Here is a 17488-nt window from a genome sequence, read left to right on the forward strand (position 1 = left end):
AGAACCGCACGTTAAGCTTTGCGGCTTACGGCTTTCCTCGATATGACGCAGGCCAGCGACATACCGCAAAGGCGGACACTCGCCCGCATCGGCACCTTCCTCGCCGAAAGACGGGGGCTGGTTCGCGACTATCTTTCAGCCATCAGCGGCGCCGGCGGGCGGCTGGTGTTCTCGCTTGCCTATTTCATCGCACTTGCCAACACGCTGTCGATTGCCGAGTTCGGCATGTTCGCCACCGCCTCGGCGGCCGGCGTCATGCTGTCGCGCATCCTCGCTTTCGGCTTCATCTCGGCGCTTTACCGCACAGCCACCATCCGCCCCAATCTGATCGGCACCTTCACCGCCGGCTTCCTTTTGCTTGGCGCCGTGTCCTTACCACTGCTGGCGGCGGCCTCCTGGGGCGTCTACCTGATCTTCTTCGCCAGCACCGTTCCGCTGGCCGTCTTTGCCGCAATCGTCTTTGCAGAGGCGCTTTTGTGGCGGCCGGTCGAGGTGGTGCTGATCGTCAACAACGGGCTCGGCAAATTCGGCCGCGCCGCGGTGCTGTCGATCGTGGCCACGGCGTTCCGTGCGCTGGGCGCCGTGCTGTTCATGCTGTCGGGGCAGCACAGCGTCTGGATCTGGTCATTGTTCTACATCGGCGCCAACGCCGCCTCGCTGCTGCTGGCCTTCGGCTTCTATTATCCACGCCAGCGGCTGAGGCTGCGCACCGAGCTCTATCTCAGGCGGCTTGCCGATTCGATCTATGTTGCCGGCGCCGAAGTGCTGTTCTACCTGCAGTCGGAATTCGACAAGCTGCTCGTCCTGGCGATCGGCGGGCCGCATCTGGCCGGCATCTATGCCATCATCATGCGGCTGGTCGACCTGACGGCAATACCGATCCGCACCTTCTCGATGATGCTGGTGCAGAAGATGATGCGGTCGCCGGAGCTGTTGTCGCGACTGCGGGTCAAGAGCGGTATCGAAGCCGGCGTGTTCCTGGTATCGACATTGGCGCTGGCCGCACTCGGCATCGTGCTGCATTTCGTCCCCAATGCACTTGGCCGGAATGTCGCCGAGGCGGCGCCCTTGGTGGCATTGGCAATCGGCGTGCCGGGACTGCGCAACCTGGTCGAATACCAGGCCGAGCTGCTGTTCGCGCGCGGCCAGACCGCGCTCAGGGCGCTCAACCTCGGCCTGCTGGCGGGGCTGAAGGCGGTGCTGTTGACCTATGTGCTGACCACGATTGCCGACACGCCCACGCTTGTCGTATCGCTCAATGTCGTCTTCCTGCTGCTCTATCTCGCCTCGGCGCTGCTGACCTATTCGGCGCTGCGCAAGCCCGCCAAGGCAATCTAAGCCAATCCGATCAGGCGGCGGATGCGGCCGATATCGGTGCCGATGAAGGATTGCATGCCGATCGCCACCTGCCCCGGTGCCATAGCGGCGACGAAGCTGCGGAATTCGTCATCCGACAGCGCCTCCCCGGTCCAATGCACGCGGCAGAATTCCTCCGAGCCGTGGAAATGGCCGGCGCCCCCCAGCACATCGTCGACATAGCGGCCATAGATCATGCATTCGGAGAACCGGCGCACTGAAGCGATGACCTCGACCCAGCCGCGCGCGTGCACCTTCTCGATCTCGGCGCACATCGCCGTCACGGTCTGACGGCGCCAGGCGATCAGCGTCGAAATATAGTCGTGGTTCGAAACCTCGGATGCATCGATACCAATCGCCGAGGCCGCATTGCGCGACCAGATGCGATGCTCGTCGTGACCGTCGCTCGACAGCACGCCGTCGCGCCGGAACAGCCGCACCTTGCCGTCGCGCCAGAAGGCGCTCAGATCGAATGGCTTGAGGAAGGCGACGTCGGAATCGCAGAAGACCAGCACGTCTTCTCCAGCATGCGCAGCGATGGCGATGCGGCGCAGCTGCTGCACATGCCAGCCGCGCAGCGGCTGGGTCTTGAAACTGAGCCAGATGCGACGGCGAAAGAGGCTCATCGGATCGTCGAACACACGCAGCCAGCGCGGCAGCAGGTCGCGCTCGTCGACAACGCTGCGGCGGTCGTTTTCCAACTGGCGAAACAGCGCCACGTCGCGGTGCTCGACCAGAATGTAATGATGCGCCACGCCGGAGACATGGCGGTCGAGGGTCTCGCACAACAGGCGGCAGCGTTCGAAATCCGGCGCATAGCTGGCGGTCACCACCGCCGCCGTCGGCGTTTGCGGCAGGGCACCGGTCTCGGCTGCAGGGCTCGGCACGACGCGGCTGTTCACCGCAACTCTCCGGCGGGCTCGGGCCGACGCGAGAATTTCTGCCTGACGACACGCAGCAGGAACACCGGATTGCCGACGACGTAGCGGCGCCACAGCCGGCCGGGCTCGATGCACAGACGGAACAACCATTCGAGCCTCAGCTGGCGCATCCACAGAGGCGCCCGCGGCACCGTGCCGGAGAGAAAATCGAGCAGCGCGCCGACGGCGATCGGCAGCGTGCAGTGGCGGGCATCGATATGACGGGCGATCCACAATTCCTGGCGCGGCACGCCCATGGCCACAAGCAGCACGTCGGGCCGCAATGCCTCGATGCGATCGACGATCGCCTGCTCTTCGGCGGGGGAGAAATAGCCGTCATGGATGACGACGAATTCGTGCTGCACCGCCAGAGCGGCCAGCCTGACCGACGCCGCCTCGGCGTTGGCGCGGGTGGCGCCAAGCAACCCGACGGTCAGCGGCCTCGCCGATGCCTGCAGAAAGGCCGGAATGAGATCAGTGCCGTTGAGATTGTCCGGGAACGGCGCGCCGTAGAGCAGCTTTGCCGCCAGATCGACGCCAACGCCGTCAGGCAGGATGAGGAAATCGTCGAGCGCCTCGGCAAAGACCGGATCGGTAGAGGCGATGTTGGCGTTGTGAGCGTTGAGAAAACTGACCTTGGTGAAGCGCCGCTCGGCAATCAGACGAGCGAGCAGCGCGATCGCGTCATCCCAGCCGATGGCAAGGACCGAAATGCCAAGGATCGTCTTCAGCGTATCGAGCCCGAAGGCGGCGCGGGCGGTGTGCATGTTCATGCAAACACCTCCTCCCCCACCGACCCGAGCTTTTCCAGGCCGAGCCTGATGGCGGCATCCAGTGCCTTGATCTGCCGGCGGTGAAAGGCGCTGCCATCGACATCCTTGACATCGGCCGCCGCTGCCTCCAGCGCGCCGGCGAAGGCGGCCGGATCGTCGGTGACGAAGCAATTTGCCGGGCGATGATCGATGCCGCGCAGCGAACGGCTGGTGGCGACCGACGGCAGGCCGAGCTCGAAGGTTTCGATGGTCTTGAGCTGAACGCCGCTGCCCGCGGTGCTGATCAGTGGAATGACGGCGGCGCCGCGCACGAAATTCTGGGCGTCGGACACGCGGCCGACAAATTCGACACCGGGATGGGCAGAGGTGATATCCGACGGCATGTTGCCGGCGACCCTGATGCGAAAGCTCCGGCGAAGATGCGGCACGACTTTTTCCAGGAACCAGTCGAGGCCGATGCGGTTCGGCTGCCAGGTCCAAGTGCCGATCAGCGCCGCGTCGCAATCGATGCGGCGCGGCTTGACCGGCTTTGGCGCCGTGGCTGTGGTCACCAGCGGCAGCACCGCCGAGCGGTCGTCGCTGGCAACGCCGAGTGCGGCGCGGTCTTCCTCGGCCAGCGTGAAGACGAAGCGAGCCCGGCGGCAGAGCCGCTCCTCCATGGTCTTGAGCAGCCTGGCCTCGCGGGCAAACAGCAGGCGCTGGAAGCGACTGTTTGCTGCTGCCGCATTCTCTTTGGCCGAACCATGTTCGACATTGTGGGCGACGAAAATCGAGGGACGGTCGGCGAACAGTTTTTCAAAGGCGCCGGCGAACTGCACCGAATTCAGGACATAGCCGTCGAAGGGACCGGCGCGCTCGATCGCGGCACGGACTTCGCTGTCGGAAACCGCGCGCAGCTTCACGGAAGCGAAGGTGAGCCCTGACAGCACCGCCTTGCCAAGCCAGGCGAGCTTCTGCCGCGCCGAGGCGCTTTCCGTGCGCACGTCGACGGCGCCGAGCACGAAGGTGTTTTCGGGGTCGCTGGGCGCCTTGCCCGGCCAGATGAAGCCGATGACGGTGACGCGCACGCCGGCGCGCCGCAAGGCGGCGATGATCGCAGCGTTGGCGATCTCATAGCCCGAAGCGAGAGCGCCGTCGGGCACGATCGATGTGGCGAACAGCAGATGCATCTCACCTATCCAGGCGTCAGCCACTAGCAAAGCTGGGTGAACCCTTGATTAAATCACGCAACGCAACGGCTGAAAGGCGCGGACCGGCAGGCGCCGCTGCGAAAGGTGATTAACGAAACGTTATCGTCGCGGTGTTATCGAAAGCCAGATTCAAAACATGCGGCTGGAGCGGATGATCCCTTTGCCATCGGACGGTTCGGTATCGATTGCGGGACGCTCTCCGGGGCTCGCCGCAGAGACGATCGAAGCCGTCGTCACGCTGCCGACCTTCATGCGGCCACAACTGCTGCTGGAAACGCTGGCGTCGCTGAAGGCACAGCAAACCAGCCGGCGCTTCGCCGTCATCGTCATCGAAAACGAAGCCAAGGCGCGTGAGGGCGCCAAGGCGGCCGTGCCGCTGTTCGAACGCGACGATATGAAAGGCATGGTCATCATCGCGCACGAGCGGGGCAATTGCAGTGCCTACAATGCCGGCTGGCAGACGGCGATCCTGCATTTTCCGGATTTCCGCTACCTGCTGGTCATCGACGATGACGAGATCGCCGACGCGGACTGGCTGGAGCGCATGTGCAAGACGGCGGAGACGCTTGGCGCCGACATTGTCGGTGGCCCGCAAGTGCCAGTGTTTACCGATCCTGCTCACGCCAAATGGGCCGAGCACCCCGTGTTTGCGCCGCCCTATCGCCAGACTGGGCGCGTGGCCGCACTCTATTCCTCTGGCAACCTTCTGGTCGGGCGCAATGTGCTCACCATCATGGGGCCGCCCTTCCTCGACCTGCGGTTCAACTTCATGGGCGGCGGAGATTCCGACTTCCTCAGCCGCTCGGCGCAGAAAGGTTTCGTGCTTGGCTGGTGCGCCGAGGCGAAGGTGCGCGAAGGCGTTCCGGCCCGGCGCGTCGAGGCTGACTGGATCCGCGCCCGATCCTTACGCAACGGTGTAATCTCGACGCTGGTCGAAAAGAAGAAGCGCGCCGGCACGCCATTCGCCGGCGCCAAGGTGTTTGCAAAAAGCCTGGCGCTGCTGATAGCCTCGCCCGTGCGCGGCGCAATCGAATTGGCGCGGACAGGATCGCTGTCGACGGCGCTTTACCCCGTCTATGTCTCGCTCGGCCGCGTGCTTGCCGAATTCGGATACGCCAATGAGCAATACAGGCAGCCTGAGAAGAACTGACGAGCTGCTGCTGGGCGGCATCGTCACGCGCGACGGCGTGGCGACGGCCATTGCCGCGCTGTTGTTTGCCGTCATCATCGTGTCGTTCCGGCCGTTTCAGCCGGCAGGCGCGGAACTGACCGGCAACGCCGGCGACATCGTCAACCAGCTCGGCTTCAGTTCGCTCGGCGCCATTTCGACCTTCTCACTGCTGACGTTCGCCGACCCCAAGATGGTGCGCTCGCTGCTCAGCCCGTCCTGGATTCTGATGCTCGGCTTTTTCATGCTTTCGGTCATCAACGCGACCGACCCGTCCTCGGCCATGCGCGCGGCCTTCTTCACGCTGCTTGGCGTTCTGACGATAGCGACGGTCCTGGTGCTGCCGCGCGATGCCGACAGTTTTTCGAAAGTCATCATATTCTGCGCGATCGTCGTTATCGGCCTGTCCTATATCGGCCTCATCGTCTTTCCGCATGAGGCCCTGCATACGGCCGATTCGCAGGAGCCCGAACATGCCGGCCTGTGGCGTGGTGTGTTCGCCCACAAGAACATTGCCGGACCAATCATGGCCTGCTTCAGCTTCGCCGGCCTCTATCTCTTCCGGCGCGGCCAGAAATTCTGGGGCGTGGCGATCTTCGGCGCGGCGATGATCTTCATGCTGCACACCGGATCCAAGACGACGGCCGGCCTGGTGCCGTTCTCGATCCTGATCGTCGTGCTGCCGGGCCTGATCGGCATGCGGTTCGGCACGCCGATCCTGTTTGCACTGGCGATCATTGCGACGGCCATCGGTACCTTAGGCATCGTCTTCATCCCGCCGGTGAAAGAGCTGGCGGCCACCTATTTCCCCGACCTCACCTATACCGGGCGCACGACGCTGTGGGAGTTCTCCGGCGAGATGCTGGCGAAGAAGCCCTGGACCGGCTACGGCTATGAAAGCTTCTGGGGCACGCCGCTGCTGCTGAGCCAGGACCAGCCTTTCGACCGGGCCTGGGACATCCGGACCATCGTGCATGGCCATGACGGCTATCTCGACATTGCGGTGCTGATGGGCATCCCGGCGCTGTGCGTTGCCGTCTACACTTTCGTGATCGCGCCGCTGCGCGACTACATGCGCATCCCGCCGCGCAAGGAGAACATCTATCTCGGTGACTTCTTCATGATGGTGGTGCTGTTCACGGCGCTGAACGCGTTCCTGGAAAGCTTCTTCTTCCATCGCGGCGACCCGGTGTGGCTGTTCTTCGTGCTCGGCGTGCTTGGCTTGCGGCAAGTGTCGCTGCGGCCGATCGCGGTACGCCGGCGACCTTGACCGGCTGGCCTGATCCAGCACCCCTTGAGGGGCTTTCCCGTCTGCCCGCTAGCGTCTAAGGAGAACCCTTGTCTCGGAGGGCTCTCAATGACGATCAGGCTTGTTCTCGCCGGTTGCGGCAATATGGGTTACGCCATGCTTGCGGGCTGGCTGAAATCCGGCAAGCTTGCCCCGCAAGCCGTGTTCGTGGTCGAGCCCAATGCCGAATTGCGCAAGCGCGCCGAGCACCTCGGTTGCAGTGTCGCCGCGGGCGCGAACGGGATCCCCGCCGACGCAGAGCCCGACCTCGTCGTCATCGCCGTCAAGCCGCAGGTGATCCGCGACGTCACCGCCGCCTACAAGCGCTTCGGCGACGGCAGGACCACCTTCGTCAGCATCGCCGCGGGCACGCCGGTCGCCACCTTCGAGCACATCCTCGGCCATCTCGCGCCTGTTATCCGCTGCATGCCCAACACGCCGGCCGCGATCGGCAAGGGCATGATGGTGGTCTATTCCAACCCGCTGGTGAGCGACGACATCAGGCGTTTCGTTGCCGAGCTGCTGTCGGCGAGCGGTGTGGTGACGACGATCGACAACGAAGGCCTGATGGACGCGGTGACGGCGGTTTCGGGGTCCGGTCCGGCCTACATCTTCCATTTCATCGAGGCGCTTACGGTTGCAGCCGAGAAGGCCGGGCTGCCGACCGAGACCGCCAGGCTGCTTGCCATGCAGACCGTCTATGGCGCTGCTGCACTCGCTGCCGAAAGCGGCGAGGAGCCCGGCGTCCTGCGCCAGCAGGTGACCAGCCCCAACGGAACCACGGCAGCCGCCCTTGCCGTGCTGATGGGCGAAGACCGGCTGACGAAGCTGCTGACCGAGGCGGTGGAAGCCGCGCGGCTGCGGTCGGTGGAATTGGGGAAGTAGCCCAGACGCTCGCGGGGCCGTATCAGCCCCACTTCATCTCACCCTTGGCGACCTTTGCGCCCAGTTCCAGGGACGAGACGTCCAGAAGATCGGGATAGCGCCGCTTCATCGCTGCAATCAGCTCGACGCTGGATTTCGATTTCCCGGCTTCCTCGTTGAAGGCTTCGAGGTAGGCGCGGGTGAATTCCACGGCCGCCAGACCGTCCGGTGCACCGGCTACCTGATGGGACGGCACCACGATGTTGGGTTTGCGGGACGCGATTTCGTTGAGCGCAGCAATCCATTTTTTACGGTCGTCTACGGTTGGCTCGTCGGCAACCCAGACATGCACGCCCGACGAGATCAGCACGCCGCCGAACACCGCTTCAAGGCTGGGCACCCAGAGATACCGCCGGTCTTTCAGATCGGCGACGGTGACGATCTCGATCTTGTTTCCTTCGATTTCAAGTGAGGTGATATCGGATGCCTCGGGAATGACGACATCCGCCAGGACCTTCGGTCCATTGTCCTTGAGCTGCGGGCCCCAGACATCCAGCTTGGCTTGCACATTGGCTTTGATGGCCGCCACCGTCGCAGCGGCCGCGATGATCTTGGCGCCGGGGAAAGCATCCGCGACGGGACGCAGGCCAAAATAATAGTCAGGGTCGCTGCAACTGACATAGATCGTCGTCAGGGTCTTGCCCGTCGGCTTGATCGCATCCGCGACCGCACGGCCATCGGACAGGGTAAATCCGCCGTCGAGGAGGATGGCTTCTTTTTCCCCGGTCAGCAGCACCGGCGTGCGGCGGAAACCATTCTCGTCAGCCTGAAAATAGGTCCATTCCAGCTTGGCGGCGGCCCTGGCTGCAAAAGCCAGAGGCTGAAGCATGGCAACCATGCCCGTTGCCAGAAGGGTTTTCATCGTCTCGCGTCTTGTCCAAATGGTTTGCAAGATTTCAATCCTCAATGGGGGTTCAGCTGATCGAGATTGGCATCTCGGCATCGTTTGAAAAACCCGGATCAAAAAGACAGACTGTATGAATCGATCATACAATGGCAGCCGATGGTCTGCGTCGTCAGCACGAGCGCAATGATCATGCGCGAGCAGGTCAACAGCCCCATGGCGCGAGCGCGGCAGCATTTGGCCTGCTGGGCGGGACCGGCTGACGAAGCTGCTGGCCGAATCGTAGAACTGGGGGAGTAGGATCAGGCCAGATCGGTGTGGGAAAAGTCTTTCCCTTTGTAGAGCAAGGGCATCCCACAGCTTTTTGCCGAGGCATATGACAGGCAGTCAGCGAGATTGAGCTGAGCCGGGTGGCCGCGACCTTTGCCATAGGTCGAAAAAGCCTGGATCGCGAGCTTGGCATCACCGATTTCGATCGGAACCACCTCGATCTCGGCCTCACGCAGGAAGTCCTATATCGCTTTTTCGGCGAAGAGCGGCTCCACCACCAACTTCGATGAAAGCCGCATCGCCGCTTCGAGCACGACCAGCGGAGATGTGATCCGTACCGAGGCCTGCCCGATCCGGCGGCTCCAATCGGCGGCGTCTTCCTCTCCGGCGAGGACAGCGATCACCACCGAGGTGTCGATGAACATCAGGAATGTCCCCACATCTCGTCGATCTCATCCTTAGTCAAATCCCTGCCGCCCCTTCCCGCCTTGGCCTTCAGATCGTTCGATATGGCGGCCAGCCGCTCAGCCAGCGGAACTCGTTCACGTTCGCGCTGAAGCTCGGATTCGAGCGCTTCGATCACCGCTTCGGTCAAGGAAATCTTTCGCTTTTCGGCAAGCTGCCGGGCGAGGTCACGGGCGCGCGGGTCTCTGATCTGGAGATTCATTCTGGAAGCCTCCGTTTCGCTGTCACTACAATATAGTGATCTTGTCATGACAAAGCCAGAGAGCTGGCCTGTTCATGCCATCTCAGCCCCGTAGAGCATATCATCCTGCAGCTTCCGCAAAGCGAACAGCCTCGTCGTGCGGTCGGGCGTAGCATTGTCGGCGGTGAGCAGTTCGCCCTTCCTCACCGGTTTCAGCACCTTGCCGCCTTCGAGCAGGCCGACCGGCACTGCGCGATTGGCGCGCGCCTCTTCGACGGTCATGGTCCATGAGCGGTAGCAAGTCTCGCCGATGGCATCGAAGGTCTCGCCCATGGCGAGATCGCGCTTGGCCACCGCGCAGACCTCGGCGACCGGCCTCGGCAGCGGCACCATGTCTGGCCGGCCATAGAGCATGATGCGCGCCGCGGTCAGCGGCACTTCCAGCGAGGTCAGGTGATACGGCCGGAAGAAGCTGTAGTAGGGGCCGTGGCCGATATGCAGATCGTCCATGCGCTCGACGATGCGCGGATGCGTCGCCTCGACGATGACGAAGACGCCCGGCGCCACACCCTTGCCGATCGTGTAGTCGACAACACCCTTCTTCGACAGGATGCCGCCATCGGCGCGCGGTATCAGCACCTTGGCCAGCTGGTCGCGGTCGGCCTTGGGCCCGTGCATGCCCGGCACATCGGGCACCAGCCCGGTGGCGTTGGCGATGGCGCACATCTCGACCATGGTTTTGGAACCGTCGACGAATTCGACCAGCATGCGCGGGTTCATGTTGCGGCGGATCGCTTCCTCGCGATAGTCGTCCGGAACGGCATCGTGGTTGAGCGGGTTGTTCTTGCCCTTGCCAGCCGAGACGATGGTGTAGCCGAGCGCTGAGGCAAACTCGATCAGCTCCATGCAGCTCGACGGCTCGTCGCCGGCGCCGACCGAATAGACGACGCCGAGCCGGTCTGCCTGCTGCTTGAGGTAGCAGCCGATCGTGACGTCGGCCTCGACATTCATCATCACCAGGTGCTTGCCGTGCTCCATCGCCTTCAAGTCGAAATCGGCGGCGACACCAGGCTTGCCGGTGGCGTCGATCACGACGTCGATCAGCGGATTGGTGACCAGCATCTCGTTCGAGGTGATGGCGATTTTCCCGGCCTCGATCGCCGCGGTGACTTTCGAACCCATGTCGGCCTCGACCGCCATCGCCTCGTCGCCATAGGCGATGCGGATGGCGTCGCGCGCCGTGTGCGGACGCCGCGTCGAGATGGCGCAGATCTCGATACCGGGCATCAGCATGCCTTGCGTGACCAGGTCGGTGCCCATTTCGCCGGAGCCGATGACGCCGATGCGCACCGGGCGGCCCTCGGCGGCGCGCCTGGCGAGATCGCGGGCCAGTCCGGTCAGGGCGACATTGGTCATGCAAGCGTGTCCACGGCTTCTTGATTGCAGGCGGGAATAGCAGGGAACGGCCCCGCTTTGCCAACGAAACCAGCGGACGGCGGCAATTTCTCCGGCAACAGGCCCGGCAGGTGAGGCCAACCCCAGTAGAGGCTGATTGACCCGCCTCGGCGTCAAACCACCCTGATATAGCTCGTCATGCCGGTTTTCTGATGTTCGATGATGTGGCAGTGCAGCAGCCAGTCGCCGGGATTATCCGCGACGAAACCGAGCTGAACCTTCTCGTTGGGCTGCATGAGATAGGTGTCGGAGATGACCGGCTGAACCTGGCGTGTCGACGACGACAGCACCTTGAAGCTCATGCCGTGCAGATGCATCGGATGCGATTGCGGCGTCAAATTCTCCATGTCGATGACATAGCTTTTGCCGAGCTTCAGCTCGGCCAAAGGCGCGGTCGGGTCCGGCGTGTCGCCCGGCCACGGTACCTTGTTGATGGCCCAGAAGGAGTAGCCTAGCGTGCCGCATATGCTGTCGCTAGGCACGTTTTCCGCCGTGGCGCTGAGCGAGAGCGCGATGTGTTTCGCGCTGGCGAGATCCACCTCCGGCACCGGGTTGGCTTCCAGCGGTGCGAGGTCGCGCAAATCGCGCTTGAGCGAGCTGCCGGTGGCGCGCAAGGTGGCGAGGACCTTGGGTTTGGTGCCTCTGATGTCGCCCAGGCTGACGATCGCGCCCTCCTGGTCAGGCATGCGGATGGCGAGCTCCATGCGCTGCCCCGGTCCGAGCAGCAAAGCATCGGGCGCAAAACGCTGCGGCACCGGATTGCCGTCCAGCGCGATGACCGCGGCCTCCCCACGCTCGACGCGAAAGGCGTAGATGCGGGTGACATCGGTGATGGCGACCCGCAGCCGCACCAACCCGCCGGCCGGCGCGTCGAATTGCGGCTGGTCGAGCCAGTTGGCGGTGCGCACCGTGCCATAGGTTCCGGTTTTTGCGGCATCGCGCGGCCGGAATTGCTGGATGAACTGCGCGTCGTCGCCGAGGCGCCAGTCGCGCAGGTTGACGACGGCTTCGGCGTCGAATTTTGGATCGTTGGGGTTCTCGACCACGATCACGCCGGTGAGGCCATGGCCCATCTGCTCCAGCGTGTTGCAATGCGGGTGATACCAGAACGTGCCGGCGTCGGGCGGCGTGAAGGCGTAGTCGAAATGATCGCCGGTATAGACGTAAGGCTGAACCAGGAATGGAACACCGTCCATCTTGTTTGGAACGCGAATGCCGTGCCAATGGATGGTCGTCGGGTCGTCGATGCCGTTGACGAGACGCGCGGCGAAAGGCTCGCCCTTTTTCATCTTGAGCACCGGCGGCATTCCGGCCTCTCCATAAGTCAGCACATCGCGGGTCTGGCCGATATCCATGAACCTGGCCTGGATCTTTGCCGTCTTGAGAACCACCGGCTCCGGTGCGGCCGCGGCCCAGCCACCAAGCCTGGCCATCGCTGCAAGGCCAACGCCGCCGACGCCGGCAACCGCGGCTGTTTTTAGAAGCCGGCGGCGGGTGAGTAGGGTCATGGAAAGCTCCGACGAAAATCCGGCTGTGTTGGCGCTCTGGATGGCGGCGGCTACCGGCGCGCTGCCGATACTGCCACATCGCCTCCCGATCATGCCATGGCGAGCCGATGACATTTGCTTGCGCACCAGCGTGAACGCTGGTGCCGCCGGTTAGCCCGCCAAGGTTTGCCCGGCACGTACCCCCTTAATCCCTCCCACAAGGGGAGGGAAAGCTGCGGCGCGCCCTGTATCTCCGCCCTTGCATCTAGACCTCAGTAATTTGCCGAGATCAACGCTTACCAGGTCTCCCTCCCCCTTGTGGGGAGGGATTAAGGGTGGGGGTAGGTGCCGGGCAAACATCGAAGAATGGGGGGAGCGCCCTATGTGATTGCCCTGCATCAGCGTTGTCTGGAGCCTCAGTTCAAGCCGGCGAGCAGCGCCTGTGCCTCGGCGAGGTTTTGTTCCGAACCGGCGGCGAGTTCGTCCATCTTGCGCTCCTTGAAAATGACGAGCGCATCCTGGCAGGCGGCGATGGCTTCCTCGGCAAGCGCCTTGTCCTTGCGGGCAGCACCGAGGTCGACCAGCACGTCGCACAGGCTGTCCTGCGTGAAGGCTACGGCCGGCACCGAATTGATCTTCTTTTGCACGGCGATTGCCTCGCGCAGGATCGGCACCGCCTCCTCGAAGCGGGCGACGTTGTTTTCGGCGCGGCCGGCAAGCGTCAAGGCATAGCCGACCTCGTTCTGCACGGTCGCCCATCGGTCGGGGTCGCGGTCGCGGCCGACCTCATCGGCCAGTGCGCGGTTGGCGGCGATCTCTTCATCGAACACCGCCGACTCCGGCGCCTTGTCCCTAATCATGGCGAGCACCCGGGCGAAATCGCCCTGCGTGCGGACCCATTGCTCCGGCGCCCGCTCACGAGTGCGCACGCTCTGTATGCTGCGATAGATGGCGGCCGAGCGCTTCAGCAAGGCGACATCGTTGCGCCAGTAGCCCAGCGTCGACAGCGCGCTGGCCAGATTGGCCTGGTTGCGTAGCCACTCATCGGCGTCTGTGTCGCGGGCAATCACGCTGAGCGCCGCCTCGTAGGCCTGAACCGACTTCGCCATTGTGTCCGGGTCGGAGGTAGCGCTGGCTTGCATCATCCGCGCGTTGCCGAGATCGCCTTCAACGGAGGCCCACAGTGTGCGATCGGGCAACGCGGCATAGACGGCGAGCGCCGCCTCGTGCGCGGTCGCCGCCCTCTGGTAAAGAGACGGATCGTTGCTGCTACCGGCAAGGTAGTAGTAGGCGCTACCGAGATTGTTCTGCAGTTGTGCATGATCTTCCGGCGCCGTGGCGCGGTCATAGAAGGGCAAGGCCGCTTCGAGCGCAGTCACCGACTGGCTGAAGTCATCGGCGTTCCGTGTCCTGTCGCCGAGCACGAGCAGGACATGGCCCAATCCCCATTGTGTTGCCGCAAAAGAGACCGGATCGCTGTCGCGAGTCTGCACCTCGAGCGCCGCGCGATAGGCTGTCACCGAGCGTTCGAGCGCCTCGACCGGGCCGTCATTGGCCTTGCCCAGCATGGACAGGGCGATGCCCAGCCGGTATTGCGTCGTCGCCCAGTCGGTCGGGGCGCCCTCTCTGGTTCGCACCGTGAGCGCGGAATCATAAGCGGCGACCGCCTGTTCGAGGATCGCCCTGTCGCCCGCACGGGCACCCCAGGTCGACAGCGTGGCGCCGAGATCGTACTCTGTCGAGGCGAAATCGAGGGGGGCAGAGGTGGCGGTGTAGACTTCCAATGCCTTGCTGTAGGAGGCCGCCGACTTCTGCAAATAGTCGGTTCCTGTGTCTCGATTTCCAAGCGTTGCATAAACGAAGCCGAGATTCTGTTGCAGCGAGGCCCAGTCGAGCGGCAGCTTTTCACGCGTATATTCAGATAGCGCCGCCTCGTAGGCTGAGACCGCCTTGAGCAACATGGCGTCGTCGTTCTGCCTGGCGCCAAGACGATGCAGTGCGTTGCCCAGCGTCAGCTGGCCGTTCGCCCAGTCGGCCGGCGCGCGCTCGCGCGTCCGAACCGAAAGCGCTGCCTCCGCCGCCTCCCGCGCGCGCTGCAACGCGGCGATATCGCCGTTGATCTCGCCGATCGACTCGAATGCGGTGCTCAAATTGTTCTGGATGGTCGCCCATTGCGCCGGCGCGCGTTCCCTGGTCATCTCCTCAGCCGCCGCCTGGAAGGCCGCGACCGATTGCTCAAGCGTCGGTACATCCTTTTCGCGCGCGCCGAGGCTCGCCAGAACGACACCCAGATTGATCTGGCTCAATGCCCAGTCGAGCGGTACGCGCTCTCTGTTGTATTCCGTCAATGCCGCACGATGCGCTTCGATTGCGGCGCGAAAACTGTCCGATGTGGTCTGGCGTTCGCCGATCTCGGACAGCACGATGCCGAGATTGTTCTGCGTCGCCGCCCATTCAAGCGGCAGTTTTTTCGACGACTGTACCTCGAGCGCCGAGCGGAAGGCCCCGACTGCCCGCTCAAGCAGTGCCGTCCCGTTCTCGCGCTGGCCGAGCCGCCAGTAGACCGTGCCCAGATTGCCATAGGTCGATGCCCACTCGTCAGGGTAGGCGTCATGCGTATAGACGGTCAGCGCCTGCTCATAAGCGGCAGCTGCCTTGTCGAGGTTTTCGCGGCCGGCTTCCCGTTCGCCCAACGTAGCAAGCGTGGCGCCCATATTGTTCTGGGTGGCCGCCCAAAGTAGCGGCAACTTTTCGCGGGTGACATAGGTCAATGCCTGTTCATAGGCTGTCAGGGCCTGGGCGAGATACGCATTGTCGCCGGAGAAGTCCCCTTGTTCCGACAGAGCGTTGGCCTCTGCCGCCTTGTAGTAGAACGCGTCTTCGTCGCTCCATTTGGCAGCCTGCTCGAAGGCCTTGGCGTAATCCTGCGCCGCCTCCTTGAAGTTGAAGGAGATTTCATAAGTCCTGGCACTGCTGGCGAAGACCTTTGCGAATTCCAGCCGCTTTGCCTTCAGCTCGGCCTCGGCCTGTTCGACCGTAGACGAAAGTTCGCCGATGCGGGCCTTGGCCTGTTCGTTGAATTTCTGCGCCGCTTCGAGCGCGCCTTCCTGAACCGCCTGTTCGGCTAGTTTCGATAGCCTGGCAATTTCGGGGTCCGGGTTTTTCAAAGTCTCGCGTTCAGCCAACACGTGTTTCAGCCGTTCGGTCTGGCCACGCAGCAGCTTGTCGAGCTCAGCCGGATCCTTGGGTATGTCGACCCCGAGCGCCTTCAGCATGGCGTAGAGCCCATCCATCGGCACCTTGCCGTCACGCGATATGGTTTCGATCTGGCGGCGCTCCGGATCGGGTAGCGTCGAGATGGTCAGCAGGAGCTGGCGTCGCTCCCTGAGGATTTCGCCCTCATCACCTTTCGGCGCCTCGGCGGGGGTGCCGAAATAGAGCAGCCGGCGCAGGCTCTCATTGACCCAGGGCCGCTGCTGGCCGTTGGTCTTGAGATAGACCTCCTCGCCGATCATGCGCAGAACGGTGCCGAATTCCTCGCCGCCCACCGTGTCGATGTGGCGCAGGATCGCTGCCGCATAGGGGCTGTTGCCATCGGCCGGACCGTCCAGCGCAACCTTGCCGGGCTCGGCGGCAAAGGCGATGACCTGGCCGAGGCTGTCGTCGACCGAGCCCTTGGCCTCGGCGCCACCTTTCAGGGAAACCACGCCGCGCGTTTCGCCGAGACCGCCGGCGCCGATCGGCTTGCCTTCGTCGCCCGGCGCCAGCTTCAAGAGCGTGCCCGGCGGGAACGGATCGTTGCGGCAGGCGTCCAGCAGAACGATGGTGACCGGCACCTTGGCCTTCAGTTCGGCGACGATGGACGACAGCGGCACCAACTTTTCGCCGGCATTGTCGAGTGCCGAAATATCGGCATCGACAGGGACCAGATAATTCTCGCCGCCGGCTTCGATGCCGTGGCCGGAATAGTAGATGATGGCGACATCGGCGCCCTCGGCATCGTTGACGAAGCCTTCGAGATCGCGCCGCAATTTGCGTGTGTCGCGATTGGTGGCGACATTTGTCTCGAAGCCGAGCTTGTCGAACATCTCCTCGATGGCGCGGGCGTCGTTTTCCGGATTGGGCAGTTTGCCGACATGCTGGTAGTCGGACTGACCGATGATGAGCGCGACGCCTTTCAGCGCCTTCGGCTCTTCAGCCAAAGCGGGGCCAAACGCGCATAGGCACACCAGTGCTGCGGCAAGTGCCGCGCACATGCGCCCTGTCGCACCTGCTGTTCGCCCAAAGAGCATTCTCTACCCAAAACCCAACGCTATCTTCCGCAAGCGAGATGGCATCATGATGGCCGGCCGATGGCAAGTCCTTGGGCGAGCTGTGTTCTTGTCATGGATATGCGTACGAGGCGGCTGGCTTTCAGCGTGCGAGCGGTAGTGTTCAGCATGCCGGATACGGCCAGTCCGGCCTGTTCATGAGTTGACAGGTCCGGACTTGTTGAGCAGTCGTCCGGCCCCGTAGAGCCTCTTTCTCTCAATGTTTCCGGGCGAGGGGGCCACGGTTGGATGCGCGGGATTGGCACTTTTGCGTCCGCCGGCTTTTTTGGTCCGCAACGAGACCCCGACTTCGCGACTGCATCTTTTTAAAATCAAAGGAATGAACTGGTGCTGCGAGAGAGGATTGAACTCTCGACCTCTCCCTTACCAAGGGAGTGCTCTACCACTGAGCTACCGCAGCCGCTGATGGCGGGGCTTCTGCCATATAGAACCGGCAAGCGCAAGGCGTCTGTGAAAGGCTTGCCAGACAAGTTTCGCTGACATGGCGGCGCCACAATGCTAGCTATCCCTTGAACGGCAGGCCTGCCAGTCGCGGGCGGGACGGAACGATGGACGACAAAACAAATCCACCGAAAAAGGCTGATCCGGCAAAGAAGGACGGGACTAACCGCAAGGACCGTCTGGCCGAGCAGCTGCGCGCCAATCTCATGAAGCGCAAGACGCAAGCGCGTTCGCGGCGCACCGGTGACGCTGACCAGCGCCCGGAAGGCCTGACGGCTGCTGAAAAAATGCACAAGGACTGACCGATATCGGCCACACTGGCCGGCCAACTTGGCTAACGGGCTCAGGAATCTTGAACCAAGCCGGCCAATGGTCTAGACGGGCCGATACGCAAA

Annotated in this window: 13 protein-coding genes, 1 tRNA gene and 1 pseudogene; 5 read left to right on the forward strand and 10 right to left on the reverse strand. The window is 63.3% G+C overall.

All coding sequences use genetic code 11. The features are described 5' to 3' along the window. Positions 1 to 42 precede the first annotated feature (42 nt). The gene (locus NLY43_RS11420) at positions 43 to 1338 is read left to right on the forward strand and encodes a lipopolysaccharide biosynthesis protein (RefSeq protein ID WP_023711785.1); all 1296 of its coding nucleotides are present in this window, start codon (positions 43 to 45) and stop codon (positions 1336 to 1338) included. Here NLY43_RS11420 and NLY43_RS11425 read toward each other — a convergent pair. Genes NLY43_RS11425 through NLY43_RS11435 form a run of 3 tightly spaced genes read right to left on the reverse strand, consistent with a single transcriptional unit; the run spans position 1335 to position 4218 of the window. Next, a complete protein-coding gene (locus tag NLY43_RS11425; RefSeq protein ID WP_023704513.1) occupies positions 1335 to 2258 on the reverse strand; it encodes a DUF6492 family protein in 924 nt (307 codons plus the stop codon). The genes NLY43_RS11420 and NLY43_RS11425 overlap by 4 nt on opposite strands. After that, on the reverse strand, positions 2255 to 3049 hold the full coding sequence (locus NLY43_RS11430) for a WecB/TagA/CpsF family glycosyltransferase (RefSeq protein ID WP_023669298.1): 795 nt from the start codon (positions 3047 to 3049) through the stop codon (positions 2255 to 2257). Before NLY43_RS11430 ends, NLY43_RS11425 begins: the two co-directional genes overlap by 4 nt. After that, on the reverse strand, positions 3046 to 4218 hold the full coding sequence (locus NLY43_RS11435) for a glycosyltransferase (protein ID WP_023711786.1): 1173 nt from the start codon (positions 4216 to 4218) through the stop codon (positions 3046 to 3048). The genes NLY43_RS11430 and NLY43_RS11435 overlap by 4 nt, the downstream gene beginning before the upstream one ends. 172 nt (positions 4219 to 4390) lie before the next feature. Between NLY43_RS11435 and NLY43_RS11440 the strand changes: the two genes are divergently transcribed. The 3 genes from NLY43_RS11440 (at position 4391) to proC (ending at position 7580) form a co-directional block, all read left to right on the forward strand. After that, on the forward strand, positions 4391 to 5389 hold the full coding sequence (locus NLY43_RS11440) for a glycosyltransferase family 2 protein (RefSeq protein WP_023711787.1): 999 nt from the start codon (positions 4391 to 4393) through the stop codon (positions 5387 to 5389). Then, the gene (locus NLY43_RS11445) at positions 5358 to 6677 is read left to right on the forward strand and encodes an O-antigen ligase family protein (protein ID WP_023711788.1); all 1320 of its coding nucleotides are present in this window, start codon (positions 5358 to 5360) and stop codon (positions 6675 to 6677) included. The genes NLY43_RS11440 and NLY43_RS11445 overlap by 32 nt, the downstream gene beginning before the upstream one ends. A gap of 87 nt (positions 6678 to 6764) precedes the next feature. Continuing rightward, positions 6765 to 7580: a pyrroline-5-carboxylate reductase gene (proC, locus tag NLY43_RS11450; protein ID WP_023711789.1), complete on the forward strand. Its 816-nt coding sequence runs from the start codon at positions 6765 to 6767 to the stop codon at positions 7578 to 7580. Between the two features lie 22 nt (positions 7581 to 7602). Here the strand turns inward: proC and NLY43_RS11455 are convergent, their stop codons facing one another. From NLY43_RS11455 to NLY43_RS11485, 7 genes and pseudogenes are all read right to left on the reverse strand, one after another. After that, complete coding sequence (locus NLY43_RS11455) at positions 7603 to 8502, reverse strand: MBL fold metallo-hydrolase (RefSeq protein WP_023711790.1); 900 nt, start codon at positions 8500 to 8502, stop codon at positions 7603 to 7605. A 263-nt stretch (positions 8503 to 8765) separates the two neighbouring features. Beyond that, positions 8766 to 9158, reverse strand: a pseudogene (locus NLY43_RS11460) (type II toxin-antitoxin system VapC family toxin). Then, the gene (locus tag NLY43_RS11465) at positions 9158 to 9400 is read right to left on the reverse strand and encodes a type II toxin-antitoxin system VapB family antitoxin (RefSeq protein ID WP_023697316.1); all 243 of its coding nucleotides are present in this window, start codon (positions 9398 to 9400) and stop codon (positions 9158 to 9160) included. Before NLY43_RS11465 ends, NLY43_RS11460 begins: the two are co-directional and overlap by 1 nt. Before the next feature lie 72 nt (positions 9401 to 9472). Then, complete coding sequence (locus tag NLY43_RS11470; protein ID WP_023689348.1) at positions 9473 to 10795, reverse strand: NAD(P)H-dependent oxidoreductase; 1323 nt, start codon at positions 10793 to 10795, stop codon at positions 9473 to 9475. A gap of 152 nt (positions 10796 to 10947) precedes the next feature. Further along, a complete protein-coding gene (locus NLY43_RS11475; protein ID WP_023711791.1) occupies positions 10948 to 12342 on the reverse strand; it encodes a multicopper oxidase family protein in 1395 nt (464 codons plus the stop codon). Between the two features lie 395 nt (positions 12343 to 12737). Beyond that, positions 12738 to 16577 carry a caspase family protein gene (locus NLY43_RS11480; protein ID WP_050593477.1) on the reverse strand — a complete coding sequence of 1280 codons (3840 nt, stop codon included), beginning with the start codon at positions 16575 to 16577 and terminating at the stop codon, positions 12738 to 12740. A gap of 400 nt (positions 16578 to 16977) precedes the next feature. Continuing rightward, positions 16978 to 17052, reverse strand: a tRNA-Thr gene (locus tag NLY43_RS11485). A gap of 148 nt (positions 17053 to 17200) precedes the next feature. Here NLY43_RS11485 and NLY43_RS11490 point away from each other — a divergent pair. Further along, positions 17201 to 17395, forward strand: a complete 195-nt coding sequence (locus NLY43_RS11490) for a hypothetical protein (RefSeq protein ID WP_023689351.1) — start codon at positions 17201 to 17203, stop codon at positions 17393 to 17395. Positions 17396 to 17488: the final 93 nt, after the last annotated feature.

The sequence above is a fragment of the Mesorhizobium sp. C416B genome (genome assembly GCF_030323165.1).
Classification (GTDB): domain Bacteria; phylum Pseudomonadota; class Alphaproteobacteria; order Rhizobiales; family Rhizobiaceae; genus Mesorhizobium.

Excerpts from the sequence above, each read along its gene's own strand:
- NLY43_RS11420 (WP_023711785.1), top strand. The coding sequence starts at position 43 with ATGACGCAGGCCAGCGACATACCGCAAAGGCGGACACTCGCCCGCATC.
- NLY43_RS11465 (WP_023697316.1), bottom strand. The coding sequence starts at position 9,400 with ATGAATCTCCAGATCAGAGACCCGCGCGCCCGTGACCTCGCCCGGCAG.
- NLY43_RS11445 (WP_023711788.1), top strand. The coding sequence starts at position 5,358 with ATGAGCAATACAGGCAGCCTGAGAAGAACTGACGAGCTGCTGCTGGGC.
- NLY43_RS11490 (WP_023689351.1), top strand. The coding sequence starts at position 17,201 with ATGGACGACAAAACAAATCCACCGAAAAAGGCTGATCCGGCAAAGAAG.
- proC (WP_023711789.1), top strand. The coding sequence starts at position 6,765 with ATGACGATCAGGCTTGTTCTCGCCGGTTGCGGCAATATGGGTTACGCC.
- NLY43_RS11470 (WP_023689348.1), bottom strand. The coding sequence starts at position 10,795 with ATGACCAATGTCGCCCTGACCGGACTGGCCCGCGATCTCGCCAGGCGC.
- NLY43_RS11440 (WP_023711787.1), top strand. The coding sequence starts at position 4,391 with ATGATCCCTTTGCCATCGGACGGTTCGGTATCGATTGCGGGACGCTCT.
- NLY43_RS11430 (WP_023669298.1), bottom strand. The coding sequence starts at position 3,049 with ATGAACATGCACACCGCCCGCGCCGCCTTCGGGCTCGATACGCTGAAG.
- NLY43_RS11480 (WP_050593477.1), bottom strand. The coding sequence starts at position 16,577 with ATGTGCGCGGCACTTGCCGCAGCACTGGTGTGCCTATGCGCGTTTGGC.
- NLY43_RS11475 (WP_023711791.1), bottom strand. The coding sequence starts at position 12,342 with ATGACCCTACTCACCCGCCGCCGGCTTCTAAAAACAGCCGCGGTTGCC.
- NLY43_RS11435 (WP_023711786.1), bottom strand. The coding sequence starts at position 4,218 with ATGCATCTGCTGTTCGCCACATCGATCGTGCCCGACGGCGCTCTCGCT.